This is a genomic window from Achromobacter sp., assembly GCF_050285585.1.
Taxonomy (GTDB): Bacteria; Pseudomonadota; Gammaproteobacteria; order Burkholderiales; family Burkholderiaceae_B; genus Achromobacter.
The window spans coordinates 1-19,741 of the sequence record NZ_JBLZXF010000027.1; the positions used below are offsets into that span (position 1 = coordinate 1).

Here is a 19,741-nt window from a genome sequence, read left to right on the forward strand (position 1 = left end):
GGCCGCCGCCTGGAAACGGTCATGAAGCCCTTGCGCCGCGCCCTGTGGGTCAACGAGGTCAAGTGGTGCGTGGTGGATCTGGCCGGCATGTGCCTCACCTGGATACTCGTCGTGGAATATGTGCTGCGGCACCGAGAGCCCGGCCAGGCCCTGCTGCTGGGGACCATTTTCATGATCTATCAGTATGCCCAGCAGGCCGCATCGGTGGTCAGCGCCATTGCCTCGAACTTCCAGAGTTTCTCGCGCATGCATACCGACTACAGCAGCGCCGAACCGATCTGGCAGGCCCCTGGGAACCCCGAAGCCATCGTGCCCGCGGTGCAGCCCGATGCGCCGTGGCAGACCCTGGCGTTGCGCGGCGCGACCTGGCGCTATTCGGATGCAGGCCGCGGCGGTCTGCATGGCGTCGACCTGGTGTTGCGCCGCGGCTCCCGCGTCGCCCTGATCGGCGCCAGCGGCGGCGGCAAGAGTACCCTGCTGCGCATGCTCGCCGGCCTCTACCCGCCGCAACAAGGCGATCTGCTGCGTGACGGCAGACCGGTGGACTGGGCCGAACTGCGCGCTCTCGCCACCCTGATTCCGCAAGAGGCCGAAGTTTTCGAAGCCAGCGTGCAAGAGAACCTCACCTTCGGCGAACCCGCCGATGCGGCCGCGCTGCAGGCCGCCGTGCATACCGGCGTATTCGACGAAGTGCTGCACCGCATGCCCGACGGTCTGGCCAGCCCGGTAAACGAACGAGGCAGCAATCTGTCCGGCGGGCAGCGGCAGCGCCTGGCCCTGTCGCGCGGAGCGCTGGCGGCGCGGGGAAGCTCCCTGCTGCTGCTGGATGAACCGACCAGCGCGCTGGACCCGCAAGCCGAAGGCCGGGTGTTCGATCGCATGTATGCCGCTTTTCCCTCGGCTTGCATCGTGGCTTCGGTGCACCGGCCCAGCCTGCTCAGCCGCTTCGACACGATCGTGGTGATGGAGGCCGGACGCGTGGTGGATGCGGGGCCGCGCGACGAAGTGCTGGCCCGGCACAAGCCTTGACGGCCGGCGCCTGCCGGTCACGCGGCTACACTGAATATCCATGACGCCGCCCCCGACTTCCCGCGCATCGGATCGCGCGCCCCGCCCCAAGCGAACGAACCTGTTCGCCTGTGCCTGCCTGGCGATCGGTCTCGTGTTCGTTTTCCTGGGCACGGGGATGATCCTGGATGGCGCCGAGGCAGGAATTCCCGTCACGCTGTTCTTCGGCCTGTGCGCAGCGGTCGCCATCCTCCAGATATGGCCGGGCCTGCTCCAGCGCGAAACGCATTGCGCCGAGGCACTGCTGGCGCAATATCCCGGCCCAGTGCAGCTCAAGGCGGCGGCGTTGAAACGGTGGGTGTTTTCGCTGCTGTCTGCGGTCTTTGGCGGCGTGCTGCTGTGGATGCTGCTCCACGAACCGCCGCCGCTGCTCAAGCAGCTGATCCTCTGGCCAGGCGCCTTGCTTTCGCTATGCGCCGCGGCGACGCTGCTCGTGCGCGCCGCGAAGGACGACACCTACCTGCGCCTGAGCCGCGACGGCTTCGAAACAAGGCTGGCCTGGAACGGCAAGACGATACGCTGGCAAGACACCAGCGAGTTCGCCGTGGTCAGCATCAGCCGCAACGTGCCCAAGCTGATCGTTTTCGACGACGCCGCGGTCGACCGCGCAGGCGCTGCAGGGCTCAACCGGCGTTTTGTCGGCCGCAATTCCAGCCTGGCCGAAACCTACGGGCTCACCCACGAAGCCCTGGCCGAACTGCTCAATGCCTGGCGCGCGCGGGCGCTGGAACAGGATGCGATGTTTGCGCGGCGGCCCGAGAACCGATGAGTTCCGCTCGAAGCTCCTGAACCCGCCATTCGGCGCCGGCACCGTCGCAACCGGCGCATGGCGTCGGAGTACGCCAGGTCCCGCCAGCTCCGCGGCGCAAATCCTCTTCGACGCCGTTGCGGCTGCACAGCGCTCAGTTTCCCACCGCCTTCAACCTCGCCAGCGTCGTCGCCACCATCCGGTCGCAGTCGTCGCCGTCGAACTCGAACAGGCTTTTCTCCGTTACGTCGATGTCGCGCGACAGGGATTCGCGCAGCAGCGCGTTGGCGCGGAAATGACGGCTGCGCACGGTCGCCTCGGGGATGCCCAGGCAATGCGCCGTTTCCTCCACGGACAATTCCTCGACGGAGCGCAGCACGAACACGGTCCGGAAAGCGACCGGCAAGGCGTCCAGCCGCGCCTCCAGCAAGGCGCGAAGCTGCGAGCGGGCCGCCGCGTGGAAGGAGGGATCGAAGTCGTTGATGGCCATCGCGTCAGCCTCGTCCTCTATATTGCCCGCCATGGGGCAGAGCGCCTCGCGGCGCCCGCGCTTGCGGAGCCGGCCGAAGCATTCGTTCAGCACCAGCCGCGACAGCCAGGTGAACAGCGACGAGTCGCCGCGGAACCGGACGATATTGCGGTACGCCGCCAGATAGGCGTCCTGCAGGGCGTCTTCCGCGTCGGCGTCGTTGCGCAGGGTGGCGCGCGCCAGCCGGTAGAGCCGCCGGTTGTGGCGGCGCATCATCAACTCGAATGCGGCCGCCTCGCCTGCCGCGATGCGGCGCGCGAGCGCCAGATCATCCTCTTCGGCCAGCGTTGCCGCCGGCGCCGCCGCTGTCGTCATGGGCCCAACCTCCGCCTCGTCATTGCGCAACCAGGGTTCCCTGCATGGTCGGATGGAACAGGCAGGTATACGCGATGCTGCCCGCCTCTCCGACAGTGTAGGTCCACGACGCGCCCGCCGCGATGGCTCCGGAATCGAAGGCCCGGGAAAGCGCGGTGGCGGTGTGGGGCACCAGATCCTTGTTGACCCACGTGACCGTGTCGCCGCGCCGGACGGTCAGCGTGGCCGGGCTGAACTGCATGCCCTCGATGCTCACGATGTGTCCGGCCGCCTTCCCGGAAGGCGGGTCGTCCGCGGCGCGCGCCGGCGCGTCGGCCAGGGCCAGGCCCGCGCACAGCAGGGCGGCGCCGGCGCGCCGCCACGCCGCGGGCAAGGCCGGCCTAGCCACCTGCGAGCCTCTTCTGCAGCTGCTTGGCATGTTCCAGGTGCGCGATGAAGGCAGGCCGCACCTTGACCAGCAGCGCTTTCAGCTCGGCGTTGTGCGCGCTGGGAATCAGGGTCTTGTCCAGCGCCTCGATCACCGCCTCGTGGTAGACCACCTCGTGGTCGACGTAGGCCTTGTCGAACGCCGCTCCGCTCAGGCCCTTGAGCGTGGCCAGGTTCTTGTCGCCGCCCTGCTGCAGGCTCTCGCTGGTCGGGTTCGCCTCGGGCTTGACCTTGAGCTTCTTGACCAGGTCGCCCGCGGACTGATTCACGGCCGTATGGTCGGTCACCATCAGCTTGGCGAACTCCTGGACGTCCTTGGTGCGCGACTTCTGCTCCGCCAGCTTGCCTGCGTCGACGTCCACCTGATTGGCCACCACGACGATGGCCGCGATCTGCGGGTCCGTCGGACCGTTGCCGTGCGCCAACGCGCCGTAGCTGGCCAGGACCAGGGCGCAGAACCATGTTGTCTGGATCGCTTTCATTTCATCTCCCCGAACGATGGGCTCAGGCGAACCGGCGCGCCGGAATGGCGCAAACGCCGCCTGCATAGGGGGTTCGATGTCACGATCCGGCGCCGCGTTCCGGCGGATGCGGCAGCGGGCCTCAGCCCAGGGGAACCGCCATGCCGTACTTGGCCCGGTTCATCACGATCAGGGTGGAAAAGCGCTTGACGTTGGGGTTGCCCCAGAAGTGCCGTTGGGCGAACGCCTCGTATTCCTCCATGTCCCGCATGGTGAGCGTCAGCACGAAATCGACCTCGCCGGTGACCGACAGGCACTGCATGATTTCGGGCGCCTCCTGCATGGCGCGCTTGAAGCGGTCCAGCTTGTCGGCGCGCTCGCTTTCCAGGGTCACCAGCACGACCATCATGATCCCCCGCCCCACGGCGGCCGGATCCACGACGGACACGTCGCCCAGCACAGCCCCGGACTCGCGCAGCCGCTTCATCCGGCGCAGGCAGGACACCGGCGACAGGTTCACGCGCTGCGCGACCTCCTGGCTGGTGCGCTGGTTGTCTTCCTGCATGCTTTGCAGGATCCGAAGATCGAAATCGTCTAGTTCCATGCGGGTCTCGGAACGTGTTGGATGCGGGCGGGAGCGGCTCGCCCACACATTCTAAGCCGGGAGGCGGCGGAATCCGGCCCCATTTCGACGGGAAACTTCATTCCGCCCCCCCGGGACGCAGGAATAAATCGGCCGGCTTGCTTACACTAGGAACCCTCCGTCCGCGCCGCGGGCGGGCCGCCTCCCCGTATCATGCCGTCACTCCAGCTTTTCCTGCTATTTCTCGCCGCCGACGCGGCGCTCAAGCTTACGCCCGGGCCCGACATGGCGCTGACCCTTTCCCGGGGCATGACGCAGGGCTTCCGGCCGGCCTTCCACAGTGTGCTGGGCAACGTGGCGGCCGGATTCATCCAGGTGCCGGCCGTGGTGTTGGGGCTGGCCTCGGTGCTGCAGGCCTTCCCCTCCCTGTTCATGGGCATCAAGGCGGCGGGAGGCCTGTACCTGGGCTACCTGGGCATCAAGGCGATCGTCCGCTGCGCCCGTTCGGCGGAGGTATCGCTGGCCGCGCGTCCCGGAGACGCTCGCGACGCATTCTGGCAGGGCTTCACGACGAACCTGCTGAACCCCAAGGTGCTGCTCTTCATGATCGCGTTCCTGCCGCAGTTCACCACGCCGGACAGCGGGCCGGTCTGGGTCCAGATGCTGGTGCTGGGCATCACGATGAAGGTATTGAGCCTGCCCTACGGCAGCTGCTTCGCCTACGGCGCTTCGCGCATCCGCGGATGGGTGGGCCGCAATCCATGGTTCCTGCGGATGCAGCAAGGCCTGCTGGGCGCCGTCATGGTCTGCCTGGCGTTGTACGTGCTCTACTCCACCGCCGAAACCCTGGCGCCCTGATCCGTCCGCATAGCCCGCCACCCGCTTTTCCCTCAGTAGCCATGACCGCCGCAACCCTGAACTCCGGACGCAACGCCGCGCCGTCCACCCTGCTCCCCACGCTGTCCCTGATCGGCGCGATGGCGTCGCTGTGCATCGGCACCTCGTTCGCCAAATCGCTTTTCCCGATGGTGGGCGCCCAAGGCACGACCGCCTACCGCATCGTCATCGGCGCGCTGATCCTGCTGGCGATCTGGCGCCCGTGGCGCTTCCCCCTGACGCGGCGCGACGCCGGCAAGATCGCGCTGTACGGGGTGACGCTGGCCTGCATGAACCTGCTTTTCTATATGGCCCTGCGCACGCTGCCGCTGGGCGTGGCCATCGCCATCGAATTCACCGGGCCGTTGACCCTGGCGGTGGCGCTGTCGCGGCGGGCCATCGACTTCGTCTGGATCGCCTGCGCGGCGGCGGGCCTGGTGCTGCTGATTCCCACGGGCCAATCGGTGCATGACCTGGATCCCGTCGGCATCGCCTTTGCGCTGGGCGCGGCGGTGTGCTGGGCCCTGTACATCATCTTCGGCAAGATGGCCGGCAATGTGCACGGCGGGCAGGCGACTTCGCTGGGCTTGACCGCCGCCACGCTGGTGGCGCTGCCCGTCGGCGCGGCGCACGCCGGCATGGCCTTGCTGGACCCCGCCCTGATCCTGGCCGGCGTCGCGGTCGGCATCCTGTCCAGCGCCTTGCCCTATTCGCTCGAGATGGTGGCCTTGAAACGGCTGCCCCAAAAAACCTTCGGGGTGCTTCTCAGCATGGAGCCCGCCATGGGCGCGCTGGCGGGCGTGATCGTGTTGAACGAGCATCTGGACAAGACGCAATGGCTGGCCATCTGCGGCATCATCGTCGCGTCGGCCGGCTGCGCGGCCACGGCCCGGCGGCAGAACAACGCCCCCACGCCCGCGCCGGACTGAACGCGGGCTCAACGCCCTCGCCCGGGCCCGCCCGGCCTCAGCCGAAGCCCACTTCCCGCTGCGGCGGCGCCAGCGGGTCGAAGTCTTCCCAGTGGTTGTTGCGCCAGCGGCCGTTGGCGTGCTCGACGTCCGCGCCGCCGTTGTCCCGCAGGATGCGGCACGCCAGCATTTCCCTTTGAGGACGCGTGCGCACGGCCACCATGACGCCGGCCTGCCGGATTTCGGCGTGGGAGTCGGGATTGAAGTGGCCATGCAAGGTACTGCCATGGCCGGTCACCCAAAGCGCCCCGAAGAGCGATCCCAGGTAGGCGCCTACCCCCGCCGCCGCCAGGATCAACGGCGTGGAATCGCTCACTTCCGACATCACGAACCCGCCGAATACGGCGAACCCCGCGCCCATGCCGCCCGCCCCCAGGAAGGCGCCCATGTCGGCGCGGCCCGAGTCCGGATCGGAACGGCGGTCGCCGCCCCATGGATAGCGGCCATGCTCGCCGGCCGGATTCACATAGAAGATATTGACGTCCCAGTCGGGAAACCCGCTGGAGATCAGGCGCTGGGCGGCGGCCTGGGCCGCTTCGAAGCCCTCGAATCGGGCAGCTACGATCAAAGACATGACATGCTCCTCGCCCGGGGCGCGCGCTGGACGACAACCTCGCGCGGGCCCTGGCCAGACAGAGTCGACATGGCTTTATCGTACGCCCGCGCCGTCCGCGGGAATGCGTCGGTTACACCTTGCGGCGGCTGTTACGCGCGCCATCACTCCGCGGAAATCCGCTTGCTGCGGATCACCGCCCCCCAACGTTCGTACTCCTCGCGCGCGTAGCCCGCGAATGCCTGCGGCGAGCTGCCGGTGGGCTCCATACCCTGCAGGCTCAGCTGCTTCGCCACTTCCGGCGAACGCAGCGCCTGGACGATGGCCCGGCTCAGCGTCTCGACCACTTCGGGCGGGGTGCCCGCCGGCGCGACCACGCCCTGCCATGCCGCGGCCTCGAATGCCGGGCCGCCCGCCTCGGCGAAGGTGGGCACATCCGGCAGTTGCCGCGACCGCTGCGCGGCGGGCACGGCGATCGCGCGCAGCCTGCCCGCCTGGATCAGCGGACGCGCCGCGGCCAGGTCCGCCATCATCATCGGCACCACGCCCGAGGCGACGTCCTGCAAGGCGGGCGGCGTGCCCTTGTACGGAATCGCCGTGGCCCGGCCATGGATGGTATCCAGGAACAATTCCATCGCCAGATGATGCGGGCTTCCCACGCCGAGAGAGGCATAACTGCCGGGCTGGTCGCGCTTCAGGTAGGCCTTCACGTCCTCCAGGGTATGCAGGGAGGAACCGGGCGCCACGACCAGCACGATGGGCAGCGCCACCAGAGTGGAAACCGGGGTCAGGTCCTTTTGCGGATCGTAGGGCAGCTTGCCGTACAGCCAGGGATTCAGCGCCAGCGTGCTCATCCCCGCCGTCAAGACCGTGTAGCCGTCCGGCGCGGCCCGGGCGGTTTCCTGGGCGGCGACGATCGTGGCGGCGCCCGGGCGGTTCTCGACCACCACCGACTGCCCCAGGGCCTCGCCCACGTGCCTGGCGACGATGCGGGTCGCGATGTCGCTGCCTCCGCCCGCGCTGAACGGGACCAGCCAGCGGATCGGATGGTCAGGGTATCCGGCGGCCTGCGCCGGGGCCGGAGCAGCCGAAATGCCGGCCAGCGTCGCCGCCAGCAGGACGCATTGCACAACGCCTTTGAACATGTCGCGGTCTCCTCGCGTTCCTATTTACTTAACATATTAATTATTTTTGGGCCGCGTGGAGAACACGGGAAAACCAGGGGAAAGCAAAACCGCGGCATCGGCGCCGCGCTCAGGCGCGCGCGGCCGCCAGCCAGCGCAAGCCGGCCGAAGTGCTGGACGCGGGGCGGTACTCGCAGCCGATCCAGCCGCCATACTGCAGCTCGCGCAGCACGCCGAACATCCAGCCATAGTCGAGTTCGCCGCGGTCCGGCTCCTGGCGCAACGGGACGCCGGCGATCTGCAGGTGGCCGACCCGTCCGGTGGGCAGATACTGGCGCAGCTTCGTGGTGACGTCGCCTTCAACGATCTGGCAGTGGTAGAGGTCCATCTGCACTTTCAGATTGGGCGCGTTGACCGCCTGCACGACGGCGTGCGCCTCGTCCTGGCGGTTCAGGAAGTAGCCGAGGATGTCGCGCGTATTGATGGGTTCGATCAGCAAGGTGACCCCTGCCGAGCGCGCCTGGCGCGCGGCCCAGTCCAGATTCTCGCGATAGCAGTCCAGCATGGCCTGGCGCGATGCGCCGTCGGGGACCAGGCCCGCCATCACGTGGACGTTCGGGCAGGCCAGCACCGTGGCGTAGGAAAGCGCCTGCTCGATTCCGGCCTGGAATTCGGCCTGGCGGCCGGGCAAGGCGGCCAGGCCGCGTTCACCGCGGGCGACCACGCCCGGCGGCGCGTTGAAGAGCACCTGCACGACGCCCGCCGCGTCCATGCGCTCGCGCACGAAGGCGGCCGGCGCCTCATAGGGAAACATGCATTCCACGCCCGCGAACCCGTCCGCCGCGGCGGCCGCGTAGCGGTCCAGGAACGCATGTTCCGGGTACATCATCGACAGGTTGGCGGCGAACTTCAGCATGGCAGGCTCCGGACCGGGCGGCATGCCAGGAAAATAGCACAACCGCGCGGGCCGCCGCCCGCTCTCAAGCGCCGAAGTCGGGCGCGGGATGCAAGGTCAGGCGCGGACCGGCCTTGAGGATCTGGCTGGGAATGTCGTGGCCCACCAGCCCGGGCAGCGTGGCGGCCACGCCCAGGATGCCCGGGAGATCCACGCCGGTGTCGTAGCCCATCAGTTCGAGCATGTGCACCAGGTCCTCGGTGCAGACATTGCCGCTGGCGCCCGGCGCGTAGGGGCAGCCGCCCAGGCCGCCGAGCGAAGCGTCGAAGCGGTCGATGCCCGCGGCGATCGCCGAGAGCGTATTGGCCAGCGCCATGCCCCGCGTGTTGTGGAAGTGCATGGTGGTCGCCAGGCCGGGGAACAGCCTGCGGACTTCGCGCCCGATCTTTTCCACTTGCGTCGGATAGGCCATGCCCGTGGTGTCGCACAGGGTCACGCCGTCCACGCCCAGCGCGGCGAAGCGCCCCACCAGTTCGAACACCTCGAACGCGTTGATGTCGCCCTCCATCGGGCAGCCGAACACGGTGGACAACGACACGTTCACGGCGACGAGGCTGCCGCGCACCGCGCTGACCACGTCGCTCAGCTGCTCGAAGGACTGCTCCCGCGTCATGCGAAGATTGGCGCGGTTGTGCGTTTCGCTGACGGACATCACCAGGTTGACCTCGTCCACCTTGCATTCCAGCGCCCGCTGCGCGCCGCGCACGTTGGGCACCAGCACCGTGTAGACGACCTCCGGATTGCGCTCGATCTCGTGCATCACGATCTCGGCGTCGCGCAGCGCGGGGATCGCCTTGGGCGATGTGAACGACGTGGCCTCGATCTTGGCGAACCCGCTGCGGGACAGCTGATTGATGAAGGCGATCTTGTCCTGGGTCTCGATGAACTGCTTTTCGTTCTGGAAGCCGTCGCGCGGCGCGACCTCCTGGATGTACAACCGCTTGCGGTTCGTGTTCGGTTCGTTCATGGTCGTTTCCTTCAGATGATGCCGCGCGCGCGCCAGTCCTCGCGCTGCGCCTCGCCGATACCCAGGCCGGCCAGCACCTCGTCGGTGTCCTGCCCCAGGGCGGGCGCGGCGCTGCGCACCTCGCCCGGCGTCTCCGACAGCTTGGGCACGATGCCCGGCAGCTTGACCGGGGTGCCGTCAGGCAGCGCGCCGTCCAGGATCATGCCGCGCGCCTGATAATGCGGGTCCTCCGCGATATCGGCCACGTCGTAGATCTTGCCGGCGGGGATCTGGCCGTCGTTCAGGCGGCCGAGCACCACGTCCAGCGGATGCTGGCCCGTCCACGCCGAAATGGCGTCGTCCAGCATGACCACGTGCTTCACCCGGCCGGCGTTGTTCGCCAGCTCCGGCGCCTCGGCAAGATCGGGCCGGCCGATCACGCCCATCAGGCGCTTGAAGATGCTGTCGCCGTTGCCGGCGATGAGCACGTATTTGTTGTCCTGACACCGATAGGCGTTGCTGGGAGCGATGCCGGGCAGGCTGCTGCCGGCCGGCTGGCGGATCTCGCCGAACACGGCGTATTCCGGCAGCAGGCTCTCCATCATGTTGAACACGGATTCGTACAGCGCCACGTCGATCATCTGACCCGCGCCGTTCTGGTCGCGGGCACGCAGCGCCAGCAGAATGCCGATGACGCCATGCAGCGCCGACAGCGAATCGCCGATGGAAATGCCCACCCGCACCGGCGTGCGGCCCGGCTCTCCGCTCAGGTGGCGCAGGCCGCCCATGGCCTCGCCGATGGCGCCGAAGCCGGGCAGATCGCGGTAGGGGCCGGTCTGGCCATACCCCGACACGCGCAGCATCACCAGGCGCGGGTTGATGGCGCGCAGTTCCTCCCAGCCCAGGCCCCAGCTTTCCATGGTGCCGGGCTTGAAGTTCTCGACCACCACGTCGACGTCCTTGACCAGGGCGCGGATCAGGTCCTGCGCCTCCGGCTTGCGCAGGTCCAGGCTGACCGACTTCTTGTTGCGCGACTGCACCTGCCACCAGACGGAGGTTCCTTCGTGCAGCAGGCGCCAGTTGCGCAGCGGATCGCCCTTGCCGGGCGGTTCGATCTTGATCACCTCGGCGCCGAATTCGCCCAGCATCTTGGCGGCGAACGGGCCGGCAATCAGCTGGCCCAGTTCCAGCACGCGGATTCCGCTCAATGGTTTGGATGACATGATTGCCTCGTCAGCTCTTGTGTTTTCCCAGATAGGCCTCGCGCACGCGCTCGCTGGCCAACAACTCCTGGCCCGTGCCCTCCATCACGATGGAGCCCACTTCCAGGACATAAGCGCGATCCGAGATCGCCAGCGCCTGGTTGGCCATCTGCTCGACCAGCAGGATCGTCATGCCGCGTTCCTTCAGCGACTTGATGATCTTGAAAATCTCGGCCACGATCAGCGGCGCCAGCCCCAGGGACGGTTCGTCCAGCATCAGGATGCGCGGCTTGCTCATCAGGGCGCGGCAGATGGCGAGCATCTGCTGTTCGCCGCCCGACAAGGTGCCCGCGTACTGGTCCCGGCGCTCCTTCAGGCGCGGGAACATCGCAAAGCAGCTTTCGATCTCCCCGGCCAGTTCCGCCGGCGTCTCCTTGCGCAGGAATGCGCCGAGCATCAGGTTGTCGTAGACCGTCTGGTCCGGGAACACCTGGCGCCCTTCCGGGACGTGGGCGATACCCAGCCCCACGCGCTTGTGCGCGCTGATGCCGCCCAGGTCCTGTCCGGCGAACGCGATATCTCCCGTGGATCTCTCAATGCCCGACAAGGCGCGCATCATCGTGCTCTTGCCCGCGCCGTTGCCGCCGATGATGGTCACGATCTCGTTCGTGTCCACATGCAGCGACACCTGCTTCAGGGCGTTGACGGCGCCGTAGCTGACCGCCAGGTTCTTGATGTCCAGTAATCGGCTCATGTCCGTCTCCTATGCGGGCGCGCCCAGGTAGGCCTCGATGACTTTCGGGTTCTCCTGGATGTGGTTCGGCAAGCCGGAGGCGATCTTCACCCCGTAGTCCAGCACGACGATATGGTCGGAAATGGCCATGACCAGGTCCATATGGTGTTCGATCAGCAGGATGGTCAGGCCCATGTCCTTGAGCTTGACGATCAGTTCGGTGAGCTGGTCCGTCTCGGCAGGGTTCAAGCCGGCCGCGGGTTCGTCCAGCAGCAGCAGGTCAGGCATGGCCGCCACCGCGCGGGCGATTTCCAGCCGGCGCTGCAGCCCGTAGGGCAGGCTGTTGGCGGCATCGTCCGCGTAGCGGTCCAGTTCGAAAAACTTCAGGATCCCGAAGGCCTGCCGGCGGATGCGGCGTTCTTCCGCGAGGCTGCCGGGCAGGCCCAGCAGGTTGGAAAGAAAGCCCGATTTCTGCACCCGGTAGAAACCCACCATCACGTTCTCGAGCGCGCTCAGGCCGTCGAACAGCTTGAGGTTCTGGAACGTGCGGCCGATCCCGGAGGCGGCGATCTCGTTGGGCGACAGGCCCACCATCTGCCGGTTCTTGAAGCGGATGCTGCCCGAATCCGGCACCACCAGCCCGGACAGCAGGTTCAGCGTGGTGGTCTTGCCGGCGCCGTTGGGACCGATCAGCGACACGACGGCCCCGCGCTCAAGCGTGAAGGAGACCTTGTTGGTCGGCACGACGCCGCCGAAGGCCTTGTACAGGTCCTTCACTTCCAGGAAACCGCCCGCGCCGCCCGCGGCGGGAGGCGCCGGCTTCCAATCGGCCGCGCCGGCTTCGGCCGCCAGGGCCGCGCGCAGGCCGCGCTTGGGCAGCACCTTGGCCAGCAGGCCGGCCAGCCCTTCCGGCATGGCGTACAGCGCGAACAGCAGGATCAGGCCATAGGCGAAATGCTGCACTTCCGGCCAACGCGCCAGCATCGCGTCGATCACCGTCAGCACCACGGCGCCCAGGAACGAGCCGCCCGGCGTGCGGCCGCCGAAGAGCACCAGCACCAGGAAGAACACCGACAGGTTGAAATTCACGAAGTCGGAGTTGATGTACTGGTTCTGCTGCGCGACGAGGCCGCCGGCGATGCCGCAGGTGATTGCGCTGATGGCGAAAGCCAGGATCTTGAAGCGATAGACGCTGATGCCCACGCTTTCGGCCGCGATCTCCGAGGTGCGCACGGCCGCGAAGCCGCGGCCGAAGCGACCATTCAGCAACAGCGACGTCATGGCGTGCAGCGCCAGCCCGATCACGACGACGACCACCACCCACTGGCGGCCATCCAGCGTGGCGCCGTTGAAGGTCAGGCCGGTGATGCCATAGAACCCCTCCTGCCCCTTGAACACATCGGTCCATTCAGACACGATCTTCTCGATCAACAGGCCGAAGGCGATCGTCACCATGGCCAGGCTGGGGCCCTTCACCTTCAGCGCGGGGATAGCGATCGCGACGCCGAAGACTGCCGACACGGCCGCCGCGCAGGCCAGCGCCAGCCAGGGATCGACCTGGTAGTTCACCGTCAGCAGCGCTACCGTATAGGCGCCCACGCCGAACAGGCCCGCATGGCCCAGCGACTTCTGGCCGGTCTGCCCGACGAGGACGTTGAAGCCGGTGGCGGCGATGTAATAGACCCCGATGTTGAACAGGATCAGCAGATAGAAGTCATTCAGGCCCGAATAGGCAAAGCCCACCACGAGCGCGGCGATGACGAGAGGAATGAGAATCTTGGGGAGCTTCATACTTTCTCCGCATGCACGCGGCCGAGGATGCCGGCCGGGCGGAAATACAGCACGACGATGATCAGCGCGAACACCGCGATCTCGCGGAGGTTCGAATACCAGAGGCCGATCAGCGATTCCAGCAGCCCGATCAGGAAGCCGCCGAAAATGCAGCCGCGCGGATTCTCCAGGCCGCCGAGGATAGCGGCCGAGAACGCCTTGAGCGACAGCAGGGTGCCCACGAACACGGAGGCGGTCGCGATGGGCGCCACCATCACGCCGGCGATAGCGGCCAGCGCCGAACTGATCGCGAATACCGCCACCGCCACGGCGTTGGCGTTGATGCCCATCAGGCTGGCGGTGGTCTTGCTGAACGCCACCGCGCGCACCGCCTTGCCCATCTTGGTCTTGTGCAGCGCCCAGTCGAACACGATCATCAGCGCCAGCGTGGTGCCGAACACCAGGATCTCCTGGGGCCGGACCCCTGTGCCGAAAATCGTGATGATGCCCTCGCCCAGCGGCGATGCCAGCGCGATGGGGGCGGGGCCCCAGATCAGCAGCGCCAGGTTCTGGATGATGATGCCGAAGCCGATCGTGCTCATGACCCAGGACAGCCCCGCCTCGCCGACGAAGTGACGGATGGCGGTGATATAGAGCACGTAGCCCAGCAGGCTCAATACCAGCATGGCGGCCAGCAGGGCGAACAGGAACGTGCCCCAGGTGACGTCCTCGGGGCTGGGAAAGCCAATGAGCTTGCCCTGGCTGACCAGCAGGATGGCGCTGATGCCGATCAGGCCCGCCAGCGCCAGAAATGCGCCCTGTCCGAAGTTGAACGTCTTGGTCGTGGTGTAGGTAATGCTGAACCCGAACGCGACCAGGGCGTAGACACTGCCCATGGCCAATCCGCTCAAGATGGCTTGTAGTATTTGCATGCTGGATGCCCCCTTTTGACGACTCCCCGGAGCGCCGCGACGCCCCGGGGAGAGACCCTAATCAATGCTTGGCGCCTGCCGGCCGGCTTACAGCTTCAGGTCGTCCGGCGTGATGGCGCGCGTGTATTCGTCGTCGACCGACACCACCTTGCCGTCGATCCAGCGCACCAGGCGGAAGTCCTTCACGGACAGCGCTTCGTGGTTGCCCGCCGTGAACGGCTTCTCGTAGGTCTTGATCACGCCCTTGGCCTGCGCCAGGTTCTGCAGCGCGCCCTGCACCGCCTCGCCGTCGGTCGACTTGGCCTGTTCCATGGCGGCGGCGATCAGCTTGACCGAGTCATAGGCCTGGGCGGCCATCACGTAGGTCGGCAGGCGGCCGTCGCGCTTCATCAAGGTGTCGTACAGCGCCTTGGACTCCGGCGACGAGTCTTCCGTGATGGACGCCGTGAAGATCATCTTCTTGGCGAGTTCCGGCCCCGCGATGCGCAGGAACGGCGAGCTCAGGTTGGCCCAGGAGGCCAGCGTGGTCGGGAAGTAGTTGATCTTTTCCAGGCTGCGCATGACGTGCGCATTGGAGTCCGCCAGCGCATAGACGATCAGCGTGTCGGCGCCCGAGCTCTTGATCTTGTTCAGCTGCGACGACATGTCCGTGTCCTTGGGACCGAACTTCTCGTTGGCCACGGGCGTGATCTTGTGCAGGCCCAGGATCTCGACCGCGTCCTTCGCGCCCTGCTGTCCGTAGCCGGTGGTGTCGGCGATGATGGCGATCTTGCCGGTCTTGCTGGCGCGGGCGGCGTAGGCGGCGAGCAGCGCGATCTGGTCGCGGTCGCGCATGGAAACGCGGAACACGTAGTTCGCCGGCGACTTGGCGTAGCGGCCGGTGATGTCGGTGGCGGTGGCCACGGGCGAGATCGTCGGGATCTTCTTCTGCTGCACGATGTGCAGCCAGGCCAGCATATTGCCGGAGTTCACGCCGCCCAGCATGGCGTTGACCTTGACGTTGTCCACCAGTTCATTGGTGTTCTGGATGGCCTTGGGCGGCGCGCCCACGTCGTCGCGCTCGACGATGACGACCTTCTTGCCCAGCACGCCACCCGCCGCGTTCAGCTCGTCGGCCGCCTGGCGCGCGCCGGCCAGCGCCGAAATGCCGAAGTCCGCCGAACCGGTGGCCGACATGTCGCTGTTGAAGCCGATCTTGATGTCGTCGGCCAGCGCGGCGCCGCTGGCGCCCGCCAGCGCCGCCGCCAGCAGCAGGGCCTTCATCGTCTTGGGAAAGTATTTGATGCTCACGTTGTCTCCTTCTGGATCACTGTGGTGATCGCTGACTGGTTTTTCAGGATTGCTTGATCAGGTCGGCGGCCTTGTTGCCGATCATCATGGTGGCCGCGCAGATGTTGGCCGAGGGCATGGCCGGCATCACCGACGAATCGATGACGCGCAGGTTCTGGACGCCGTGCACGCGCAGTTGCGGATCGACCACGGCATACTTGTCGCCAGCCTGCCCCATGCGGGCCGTGCCGTTGACGTGATAGGACGACACGCCATAGCGGCGCGCGAAGTCCAGCAGCTCGGAATCGGATTCGCACATCGGGCCCGGCAGGACTTCGCTGTCGAAGTACTGCGACAGGGCCTGCGAGCGCAGCAGCCGGCGCGCCAGGCGGATACCGCGCACCAGGGTCAGCTGGTCGCCCTCGTGCTCCAGGTAGTTCGCCAGGATGACGGGGTCCTGCGACGGATCCGCCGAGCGGATGCACACCTGGCCGCGGCTTTCCGGGCGATGCTGCCAGACGCCGGCCGTCATGCCGGGAAAGTCGTCCAGCATGCCCACGTAGCCTTCCTTGTAGCTGGCGGGCGTGAACACGCCTTGCAGATCGGGCGCCGCCAGTTCGGGCGTGGACTTCCAGAAGTAGTGCAAGAGCGACGGGCTCAGCGCCATGATGCTGGGGCGCTTCATCAGCCAGCGGCTGATCTGGCCGACCAGGCTCAGCCCCTTGACCAGCTGGTTCATGGTCTGGCTGTTCTTGACCCTGGCCACGACGCGCACGGAATAGTGGTCGCTGAGGTTCTCGCCCACGCCCGCGAGGTCGCGCACGACCTCGATGCCGTGCTGGCGCAGCAGGTCGGCCGGCCCCAGGCCCGACAGCTGCAGCAGCTTGGGCGTGTTGATGGCGCCGCAGGACACAATGACCTCGCGGCGCGCGCGCACGGCGCGGACCTGCGAGGGATGCGCGGGATGGCGGTACGCCACGCCCACCGCCTTGCTGCCCTCGAACAGGATGCGCGTGGCCTGGGCATAGGTGCGCACTTCCAGGTTCTTGCGGGCCATGGCCGGCTTCAGGAAGCACTTGGCCGTGCTCATGCGCCAGCCGCGGTCGATGGTGCGCTGGAAGTAGCCCACGCCCGCCTGCTCGGCGCCGTTGTAGTCGGGATTGCGCGGAATGCCCTGCTCCACCGCGCCGGCGATGAACGCCTCGCACAACGGATGGATCCAGTCGATGTCCGTGACGGGCAGTTCGCCCTTGCGGCCGCGGTAGCGGTCGTCGCCGCCCGCGCGGCGCTCCATGGACTTGAAGTACGGCAGCACCTCGTCATAGGACCAGCCCGTATTGCCCAGCGCCGCCCAGTGGTCGAAATCGGCCGCCTGGCCGCGGTTGTAGACCAGGCCATTGATGGAGGTGGAGCCCCCCAGCGTGCGGCCCTGCGGGATGGGGACGCGCCGGCCGTTGGTCTGCGCGGTGCCCTCGCTGGAGAACTGCCAGGCGTACTTCTTGTTGAACACCGCCTTGATGAAACCGGCCGGGATGTGCAGGTAGGGACTGTTGTCCGGCGGGCCGGCTTCCAGCACGCACACCGTCGAACCGTCGGCGCTGAGGCGGTTGGCCAGGATGGAACCGGCGGCGCCGGAACCCACGATCACATAGTCGAACTGATCCGCGTCGCGGACGGAAGGCTGCGTGGCTTGGCTCATGTCAGGGTCCGCTTGGCGTCAGGAGAGCGCGTTGAACGACTTGCCGGCGAGGCAGACGTATTTGATTTCCAGGAATTCTTCGATGCCGTACTTGGATCCTTCGCGGCCCACGCCCGACTCCTTGATGCCGCCGAACGGACCGACCTCGTTGGATACCGCGCCGGTGTTCACGCCGACGATGCCGTATTCCAGCCCTTCCATCATGCGCCACACCCGTTCCAGGTTGGCGGTGTAGAAGTAGGCGGCCAGGCCCGAGGCGCTGTCGTTGGCGCGCGCCAGCACGGCGGCTTCGGACTCGAACGTGCTGATGCCCACCACCGGCCCGAAAATCTCTTCGTGCGCCAGCTCCATGGCGTCGGTGATGCCCGTGAGCAGCGTCGGCTCGTACAGCAGCGTGCCCGGAGCCCGCAGCTTGCCGCCTGCGAGGAGCTTGGCGCCGTGCGCCTCGGCGTCGGCCACCAGGCGGGTTACCTTGTCCACGGCGCGCTGGTCGATCAGCGGCCCCTGCGTGACGCCCGCTTCCAGGCCGCCGCCCACCTTCATGCGGCGGATCTCGGCCAGCAGCTTGGCGTTGAACTCGTCGGCGACGCCGGCGTGGACGTAGACGCGGTTGGCGCAGACGCAGGTCTGGCCGGCGTTGCGGAACTTGGACAGCACCAGCCCCTGCACGGCTTCGTCCAGGTCGGCGTCCTCGAACACGATGAAAGGCGCGTTGCCTCCCAGTTCCAGCGACAGCTTCTTGATGTTGGACGCGCTTTGCTCCATCAGCAGGCGACCCGTCTGCGTGGAACCGGTGAAGGTCAGCTTGCGCACCGTCGGATTCTGGGTGAGCTCCGTGCCGATGGGCGCAGGGTCGCCGATGACCACGTTGAGCACGCCGGCCGGAATACCGGCCTGCTCGCCCAGCCAGGCCAGCGCCAGCGCGGTGAAGGGCGTCAGCTCGGACGGCTTCAGCACCACCGTGCAGCCGGCGGCCAGCGCCGGGCTGACCTTGCGGGTGACGAGGGCCGAGGGGAAGTTCCAGGCAATGATGGCCGCGCACACGCCCACGGGCTGGCGGATGGCAAGCATGCGCTGGTCGCCGCGGGTATGGGGCAGCACGTCGCCATAGACGCGCTTGGCCTCTTCCGCGAACCACTCCACGAACGACAGGGCATAGTTCAGTTCGCCGCGCGCTTCCGCGAGCGGCTTGCCCTGCTCCATCGTCAGCAGCAACGCCAGGTCGTCAGCGTGGGCTTCGATCAGGGCATGCCATTTGCGCAGGATGGCGCCGCGCTCCTTGCCCGTCTTGGCCCGCCAGGCCGGCAAGGCGCCATCGGCTGCCGCGATGGCACGCGCCGTTTCGGCCCTGCCCAGGTTGGGCACCGTGCCCAGCACGCTCGCGTCGTAGGGATTGCGCACCGTGATGGTGGCCCGGTCGTCGGCGTCGCACCAGGCGCCGCCAATATATGCCTGCTGCCGCAGCAGCTGGCTATTCTGCAGATTCATTTGTCTCGCGCTCCATCCGTCGTGCTCCGCGCCGTCCGCGCTGGGCGGGGCGGAATTTTTGGGGGAGGATAGCCCTGGCGGCGGCCTCCGCAACAGCAGTCATTAGCGATGCCGCCATCGCCGTTCGCGATGGCAAACCCGCGCTTGGCTACAATGGGCCGTCCCGTCCGCTTTTTCCGTCCGTCCCGCCATGCGCCTCGATCCCACCTCCCTCAAGCTCTTCATCAGCGTGGTGGAGCAGGGCACCATCGCCGCGGCGGCCGAGCATGAGCACATCGCCGCGGCGGCCATCAGCAAGCGCATCAGCGAACTGGAGGAGAACCTCAAGATCCGGCTGCTGATCCGCACCAACAAGGGCATCCGCCCCACGCCCGCCGGCATCGCGCTGTCCACCATGGCGCGGCGCGCCCTGCATGAGCTGGACGAAATCTCGGTGCACATGCGGGATTATTCGCGCGGCCTGCGGGGCTTTATCCGCGTGCACGCCAACATCTCCGCCATCACCCAGTTCCTGCCCCAGGACATCAAGCTGTTCCTGAACGACTACCCGAACGTCCAGGTGGACCTGGAAGAGAAGATCACCTCGACCATCATCAAATCGGTGGCGGAGAATGCCGCGGACGTGGGCATTTTCTCGGGCACCGCTCCCGACCATGACGTGGAGATCTACCCCTACCGCGAGGACACGCTGGCGCTCGTGGTCCCCGCCGACCATCCGCTGCAGGACAGGCCGGGCTTCCGTTTCGCCGATGCGCTGGAGCACGATTTCGTGGGGCTGCACCGCGGCAGCGCCATCAACCGCATCCTGTCCAACGCCGCCAGCGACGAAAAACGCAACATCCAGCTCAAGGTACAGGTCACCGGTTTCGACGCGCTGTGCTTCATGGTGAATTCCGGCCTGGGCATCGGCGTGCTGCCGCTGGATATCGCCCGGCGCTACTCCGTCATGTTCGATATCCGCATCATCCCGCTGTCGGAACCTTGGGCCCGGCGCCAGATCCAGATCTGCGTGCGCGCCTTCGACGCCCTGCCCACGGCGGCCAAGCTGTTCGTCAACCACCTGAGCAAGCGCCGGCCCTGAGCTGAGGGCCGGCGC

The 19,741-nt window shown here is 67.2% G+C and carries 20 protein-coding genes; 5 read left to right on the forward strand and 15 right to left on the reverse strand.

Annotated elements, in window-relative coordinates:
* A partial coding sequence (locus tag ACN6PJ_RS24605; protein ID WP_427998413.1) for an ATP-binding cassette domain-containing protein occupies window positions 1-1,029 on the forward strand: 1,029 nt, incomplete at its 5' end.
* A 133-nt stretch (window positions 1,030-1,162) separates the two neighbouring features.
* On the forward strand, window positions 1,163-1,837 hold the full coding sequence (locus ACN6PJ_RS24610; protein ID WP_427998414.1) for a hypothetical protein: 675 nt from the start codon (window positions 1,163-1,165) through the stop codon (window positions 1,835-1,837).
* Between the two features lie 133 nt (window positions 1,838-1,970).
* On the opposite strand, the gene ACN6PJ_RS24615 is transcribed toward ACN6PJ_RS24610, so the two are convergent.
* The 4 genes from ACN6PJ_RS24615 to ACN6PJ_RS24630 form a co-directional block, all read right to left on the reverse strand.
* Window positions 1,971-2,660, reverse strand: coding sequence for an RNA polymerase sigma factor (locus ACN6PJ_RS24615; RefSeq protein ID WP_427998415.1), 690 nt, complete (start codon window positions 2,658-2,660; stop codon window positions 1,971-1,973).
* Between the two features lie 19 nt (window positions 2,661-2,679).
* Window positions 2,680-3,048: a cupredoxin domain-containing protein gene (locus tag ACN6PJ_RS24620; RefSeq protein WP_427998416.1), complete on the reverse strand. Its 369-nt coding sequence runs from the start codon at window positions 3,046-3,048 to the stop codon at window positions 2,680-2,682.
* Window positions 3,041-3,568 (reverse strand): DUF4142 domain-containing protein, encoded by a 528-nt coding sequence (locus tag ACN6PJ_RS24625; protein WP_427998417.1) that lies wholly within the window; start codon window positions 3,566-3,568, stop codon window positions 3,041-3,043. The genes ACN6PJ_RS24620 and ACN6PJ_RS24625 overlap by 8 nt, the downstream gene beginning before the upstream one ends.
* A 121-nt stretch (window positions 3,569-3,689) precedes the next feature.
* The gene (locus tag ACN6PJ_RS24630) at window positions 3,690-4,151 is read right to left on the reverse strand and encodes an Lrp/AsnC family transcriptional regulator (protein ID WP_427998418.1); all 462 of its coding nucleotides are present in this window, start codon (window positions 4,149-4,151) and stop codon (window positions 3,690-3,692) included.
* 192 nt (window positions 4,152-4,343) lie between these two features.
* On the opposite strand from ACN6PJ_RS24630, the gene ACN6PJ_RS24635 reads away from it, so the two are divergent.
* Both ACN6PJ_RS24635 and ACN6PJ_RS24640 read left to right on the forward strand, forming a co-directional pair.
* Window positions 4,344-4,988, forward strand: coding sequence for a LysE family translocator (locus ACN6PJ_RS24635; RefSeq protein WP_427998419.1), 645 nt, complete (start codon window positions 4,344-4,346; stop codon window positions 4,986-4,988).
* Window positions 4,989-5,029: 41 nt separating this feature from the next.
* Complete coding sequence (locus ACN6PJ_RS24640; RefSeq protein ID WP_427998420.1) at window positions 5,030-5,935, forward strand: EamA family transporter; 906 nt, start codon at window positions 5,030-5,032, stop codon at window positions 5,933-5,935.
* Window positions 5,936-5,972: 37 nt separating this feature from the next.
* Here ACN6PJ_RS24640 and ACN6PJ_RS24645 read toward each other — a convergent pair whose 3' ends face one another.
* From ACN6PJ_RS24645 to ACN6PJ_RS24695, 11 genes are all read right to left on the reverse strand, one after another.
* On the reverse strand, window positions 5,973-6,548 hold the full coding sequence (locus tag ACN6PJ_RS24645; RefSeq protein ID WP_043546760.1) for a hypothetical protein: 576 nt from the start codon (window positions 6,546-6,548) through the stop codon (window positions 5,973-5,975).
* Between the two features lie 143 nt (window positions 6,549-6,691).
* On the reverse strand, window positions 6,692-7,672 hold the full coding sequence (locus ACN6PJ_RS24650) for a Bug family tripartite tricarboxylate transporter substrate binding protein (protein WP_427998421.1): 981 nt from the start codon (window positions 7,670-7,672) through the stop codon (window positions 6,692-6,694).
* Window positions 7,673-7,781: 109 nt separating this feature from the next.
* Entirely contained in the window at window positions 7,782-8,567 is a 786-nt protein-coding gene (gene otnI, locus ACN6PJ_RS24655) for a 2-oxo-tetronate isomerase (protein ID WP_427998422.1), read from the reverse strand.
* Window positions 8,568-8,631: 64 nt separating this feature from the next.
* Entirely contained in the window at window positions 8,632-9,573 is a 942-nt protein-coding gene (locus ACN6PJ_RS24660) for a hydroxymethylglutaryl-CoA lyase (RefSeq protein WP_427998423.1), read from the reverse strand.
* 11 nt (window positions 9,574-9,584) lie between these two features.
* A complete protein-coding gene (locus tag ACN6PJ_RS24665; RefSeq protein ID WP_427998424.1) occupies window positions 9,585-10,775 on the reverse strand; it encodes a CaiB/BaiF CoA transferase family protein in 1,191 nt (396 codons plus the stop codon).
* A gap of 10 nt (window positions 10,776-10,785) precedes the next feature.
* Window positions 10,786-11,508, reverse strand: a complete 723-nt coding sequence (locus tag ACN6PJ_RS24670; RefSeq protein WP_427998425.1) for an ABC transporter ATP-binding protein — start codon at window positions 11,506-11,508, stop codon at window positions 10,786-10,788.
* Between the two features lie 9 nt (window positions 11,509-11,517).
* A complete protein-coding gene (locus ACN6PJ_RS24675) occupies window positions 11,518-13,278 on the reverse strand; it encodes an ABC transporter permease subunit (RefSeq protein ID WP_427998426.1) in 1,761 nt (586 codons plus the stop codon).
* Window positions 13,275-14,189, reverse strand: coding sequence for a branched-chain amino acid ABC transporter permease (locus ACN6PJ_RS24680; protein WP_081955149.1), 915 nt, complete (start codon window positions 14,187-14,189; stop codon window positions 13,275-13,277). Before ACN6PJ_RS24680 ends, ACN6PJ_RS24675 begins: the two co-directional genes overlap by 4 nt.
* Window positions 14,190-14,276: 87 nt before the next feature.
* Window positions 14,277-15,479 carry an ABC transporter substrate-binding protein gene (locus ACN6PJ_RS24685; RefSeq protein ID WP_427998427.1) on the reverse strand — a complete coding sequence of 401 codons (1,203 nt, stop codon included), beginning with the start codon at window positions 15,477-15,479 and terminating at the stop codon, window positions 14,277-14,279.
* A gap of 43 nt (window positions 15,480-15,522) precedes the next feature.
* Window positions 15,523-17,157, reverse strand: a complete 1,635-nt coding sequence (locus tag ACN6PJ_RS24690) for a GMC family oxidoreductase (protein ID WP_427998428.1) — start codon at window positions 17,155-17,157, stop codon at window positions 15,523-15,525.
* An 18-nt stretch (window positions 17,158-17,175) separates the two neighbouring features.
* A complete protein-coding gene (locus tag ACN6PJ_RS24695) occupies window positions 17,176-18,645 on the reverse strand; it encodes an NAD-dependent succinate-semialdehyde dehydrogenase (protein WP_427998429.1) in 1,470 nt (489 codons plus the stop codon).
* A 190-nt stretch (window positions 18,646-18,835) separates the two neighbouring features.
* Between ACN6PJ_RS24695 and ACN6PJ_RS24700 the strand changes: the two genes are divergently transcribed.
* Complete coding sequence (locus tag ACN6PJ_RS24700) at window positions 18,836-19,726, forward strand: LysR substrate-binding domain-containing protein (RefSeq protein ID WP_427998430.1); 891 nt, start codon at window positions 18,836-18,838, stop codon at window positions 19,724-19,726.
* The last annotated feature ends 15 nt before the right edge of the window (window positions 19,727-19,741 follow it).

What these genes read in the sequence shown, in the direction of transcription:
- ACN6PJ_RS24615 (WP_427998415.1), bottom strand. Translation starts at nt 2,660, where the DNA reads ATGACGACAGCGGCGGCGCCGGCGGCAACGCTGGCCGAAGAGGATGAT.
- ACN6PJ_RS24625 (WP_427998417.1), bottom strand. Translation starts at nt 3,568, where the DNA reads ATGAAAGCGATCCAGACAACATGGTTCTGCGCCCTGGTCCTGGCCAGC.
- ACN6PJ_RS24630 (WP_427998418.1), bottom strand. Translation starts at nt 4,151, where the DNA reads ATGGAACTAGACGATTTCGATCTTCGGATCCTGCAAAGCATGCAGGAA.
- ACN6PJ_RS24635 (WP_427998419.1), top strand. Translation starts at nt 4,344, where the DNA reads ATGCCGTCACTCCAGCTTTTCCTGCTATTTCTCGCCGCCGACGCGGCG.
- ACN6PJ_RS24640 (WP_427998420.1), top strand. Translation starts at nt 5,030, where the DNA reads ATGACCGCCGCAACCCTGAACTCCGGACGCAACGCCGCGCCGTCCACC.
- ACN6PJ_RS24645 (WP_043546760.1), bottom strand. Translation starts at nt 6,548, where the DNA reads ATGTCTTTGATCGTAGCTGCCCGATTCGAGGGCTTCGAAGCGGCCCAG.
- ACN6PJ_RS24650 (WP_427998421.1), bottom strand. Translation starts at nt 7,672, where the DNA reads ATGTTCAAAGGCGTTGTGCAATGCGTCCTGCTGGCGGCGACGCTGGCC.
- otnI (WP_427998422.1), bottom strand. Translation starts at nt 8,567, where the DNA reads ATGCTGAAGTTCGCCGCCAACCTGTCGATGATGTACCCGGAACATGCG.
- ACN6PJ_RS24660 (WP_427998423.1), bottom strand. Translation starts at nt 9,573, where the DNA reads ATGAACGAACCGAACACGAACCGCAAGCGGTTGTACATCCAGGAGGTC.
- ACN6PJ_RS24665 (WP_427998424.1), bottom strand. Translation starts at nt 10,775, where the DNA reads ATGTCATCCAAACCATTGAGCGGAATCCGCGTGCTGGAACTGGGCCAG.
- ACN6PJ_RS24670 (WP_427998425.1), bottom strand. Translation starts at nt 11,508, where the DNA reads ATGAGCCGATTACTGGACATCAAGAACCTGGCGGTCAGCTACGGCGCC.
- ACN6PJ_RS24675 (WP_427998426.1), bottom strand. Translation starts at nt 13,278, where the DNA reads ATGAAGCTCCCCAAGATTCTCATTCCTCTCGTCATCGCCGCGCTCGTG.
- ACN6PJ_RS24680 (WP_081955149.1), bottom strand. Translation starts at nt 14,189, where the DNA reads ATGCAAATACTACAAGCCATCTTGAGCGGATTGGCCATGGGCAGTGTC.
- ACN6PJ_RS24690 (WP_427998428.1), bottom strand. Translation starts at nt 17,157, where the DNA reads ATGAGCCAAGCCACGCAGCCTTCCGTCCGCGACGCGGATCAGTTCGAC.
- ACN6PJ_RS24695 (WP_427998429.1), bottom strand. Translation starts at nt 18,645, where the DNA reads ATGAATCTGCAGAATAGCCAGCTGCTGCGGCAGCAGGCATATATTGGC.
- ACN6PJ_RS24700 (WP_427998430.1), top strand. Translation starts at nt 18,836, where the DNA reads ATGCGCCTCGATCCCACCTCCCTCAAGCTCTTCATCAGCGTGGTGGAG.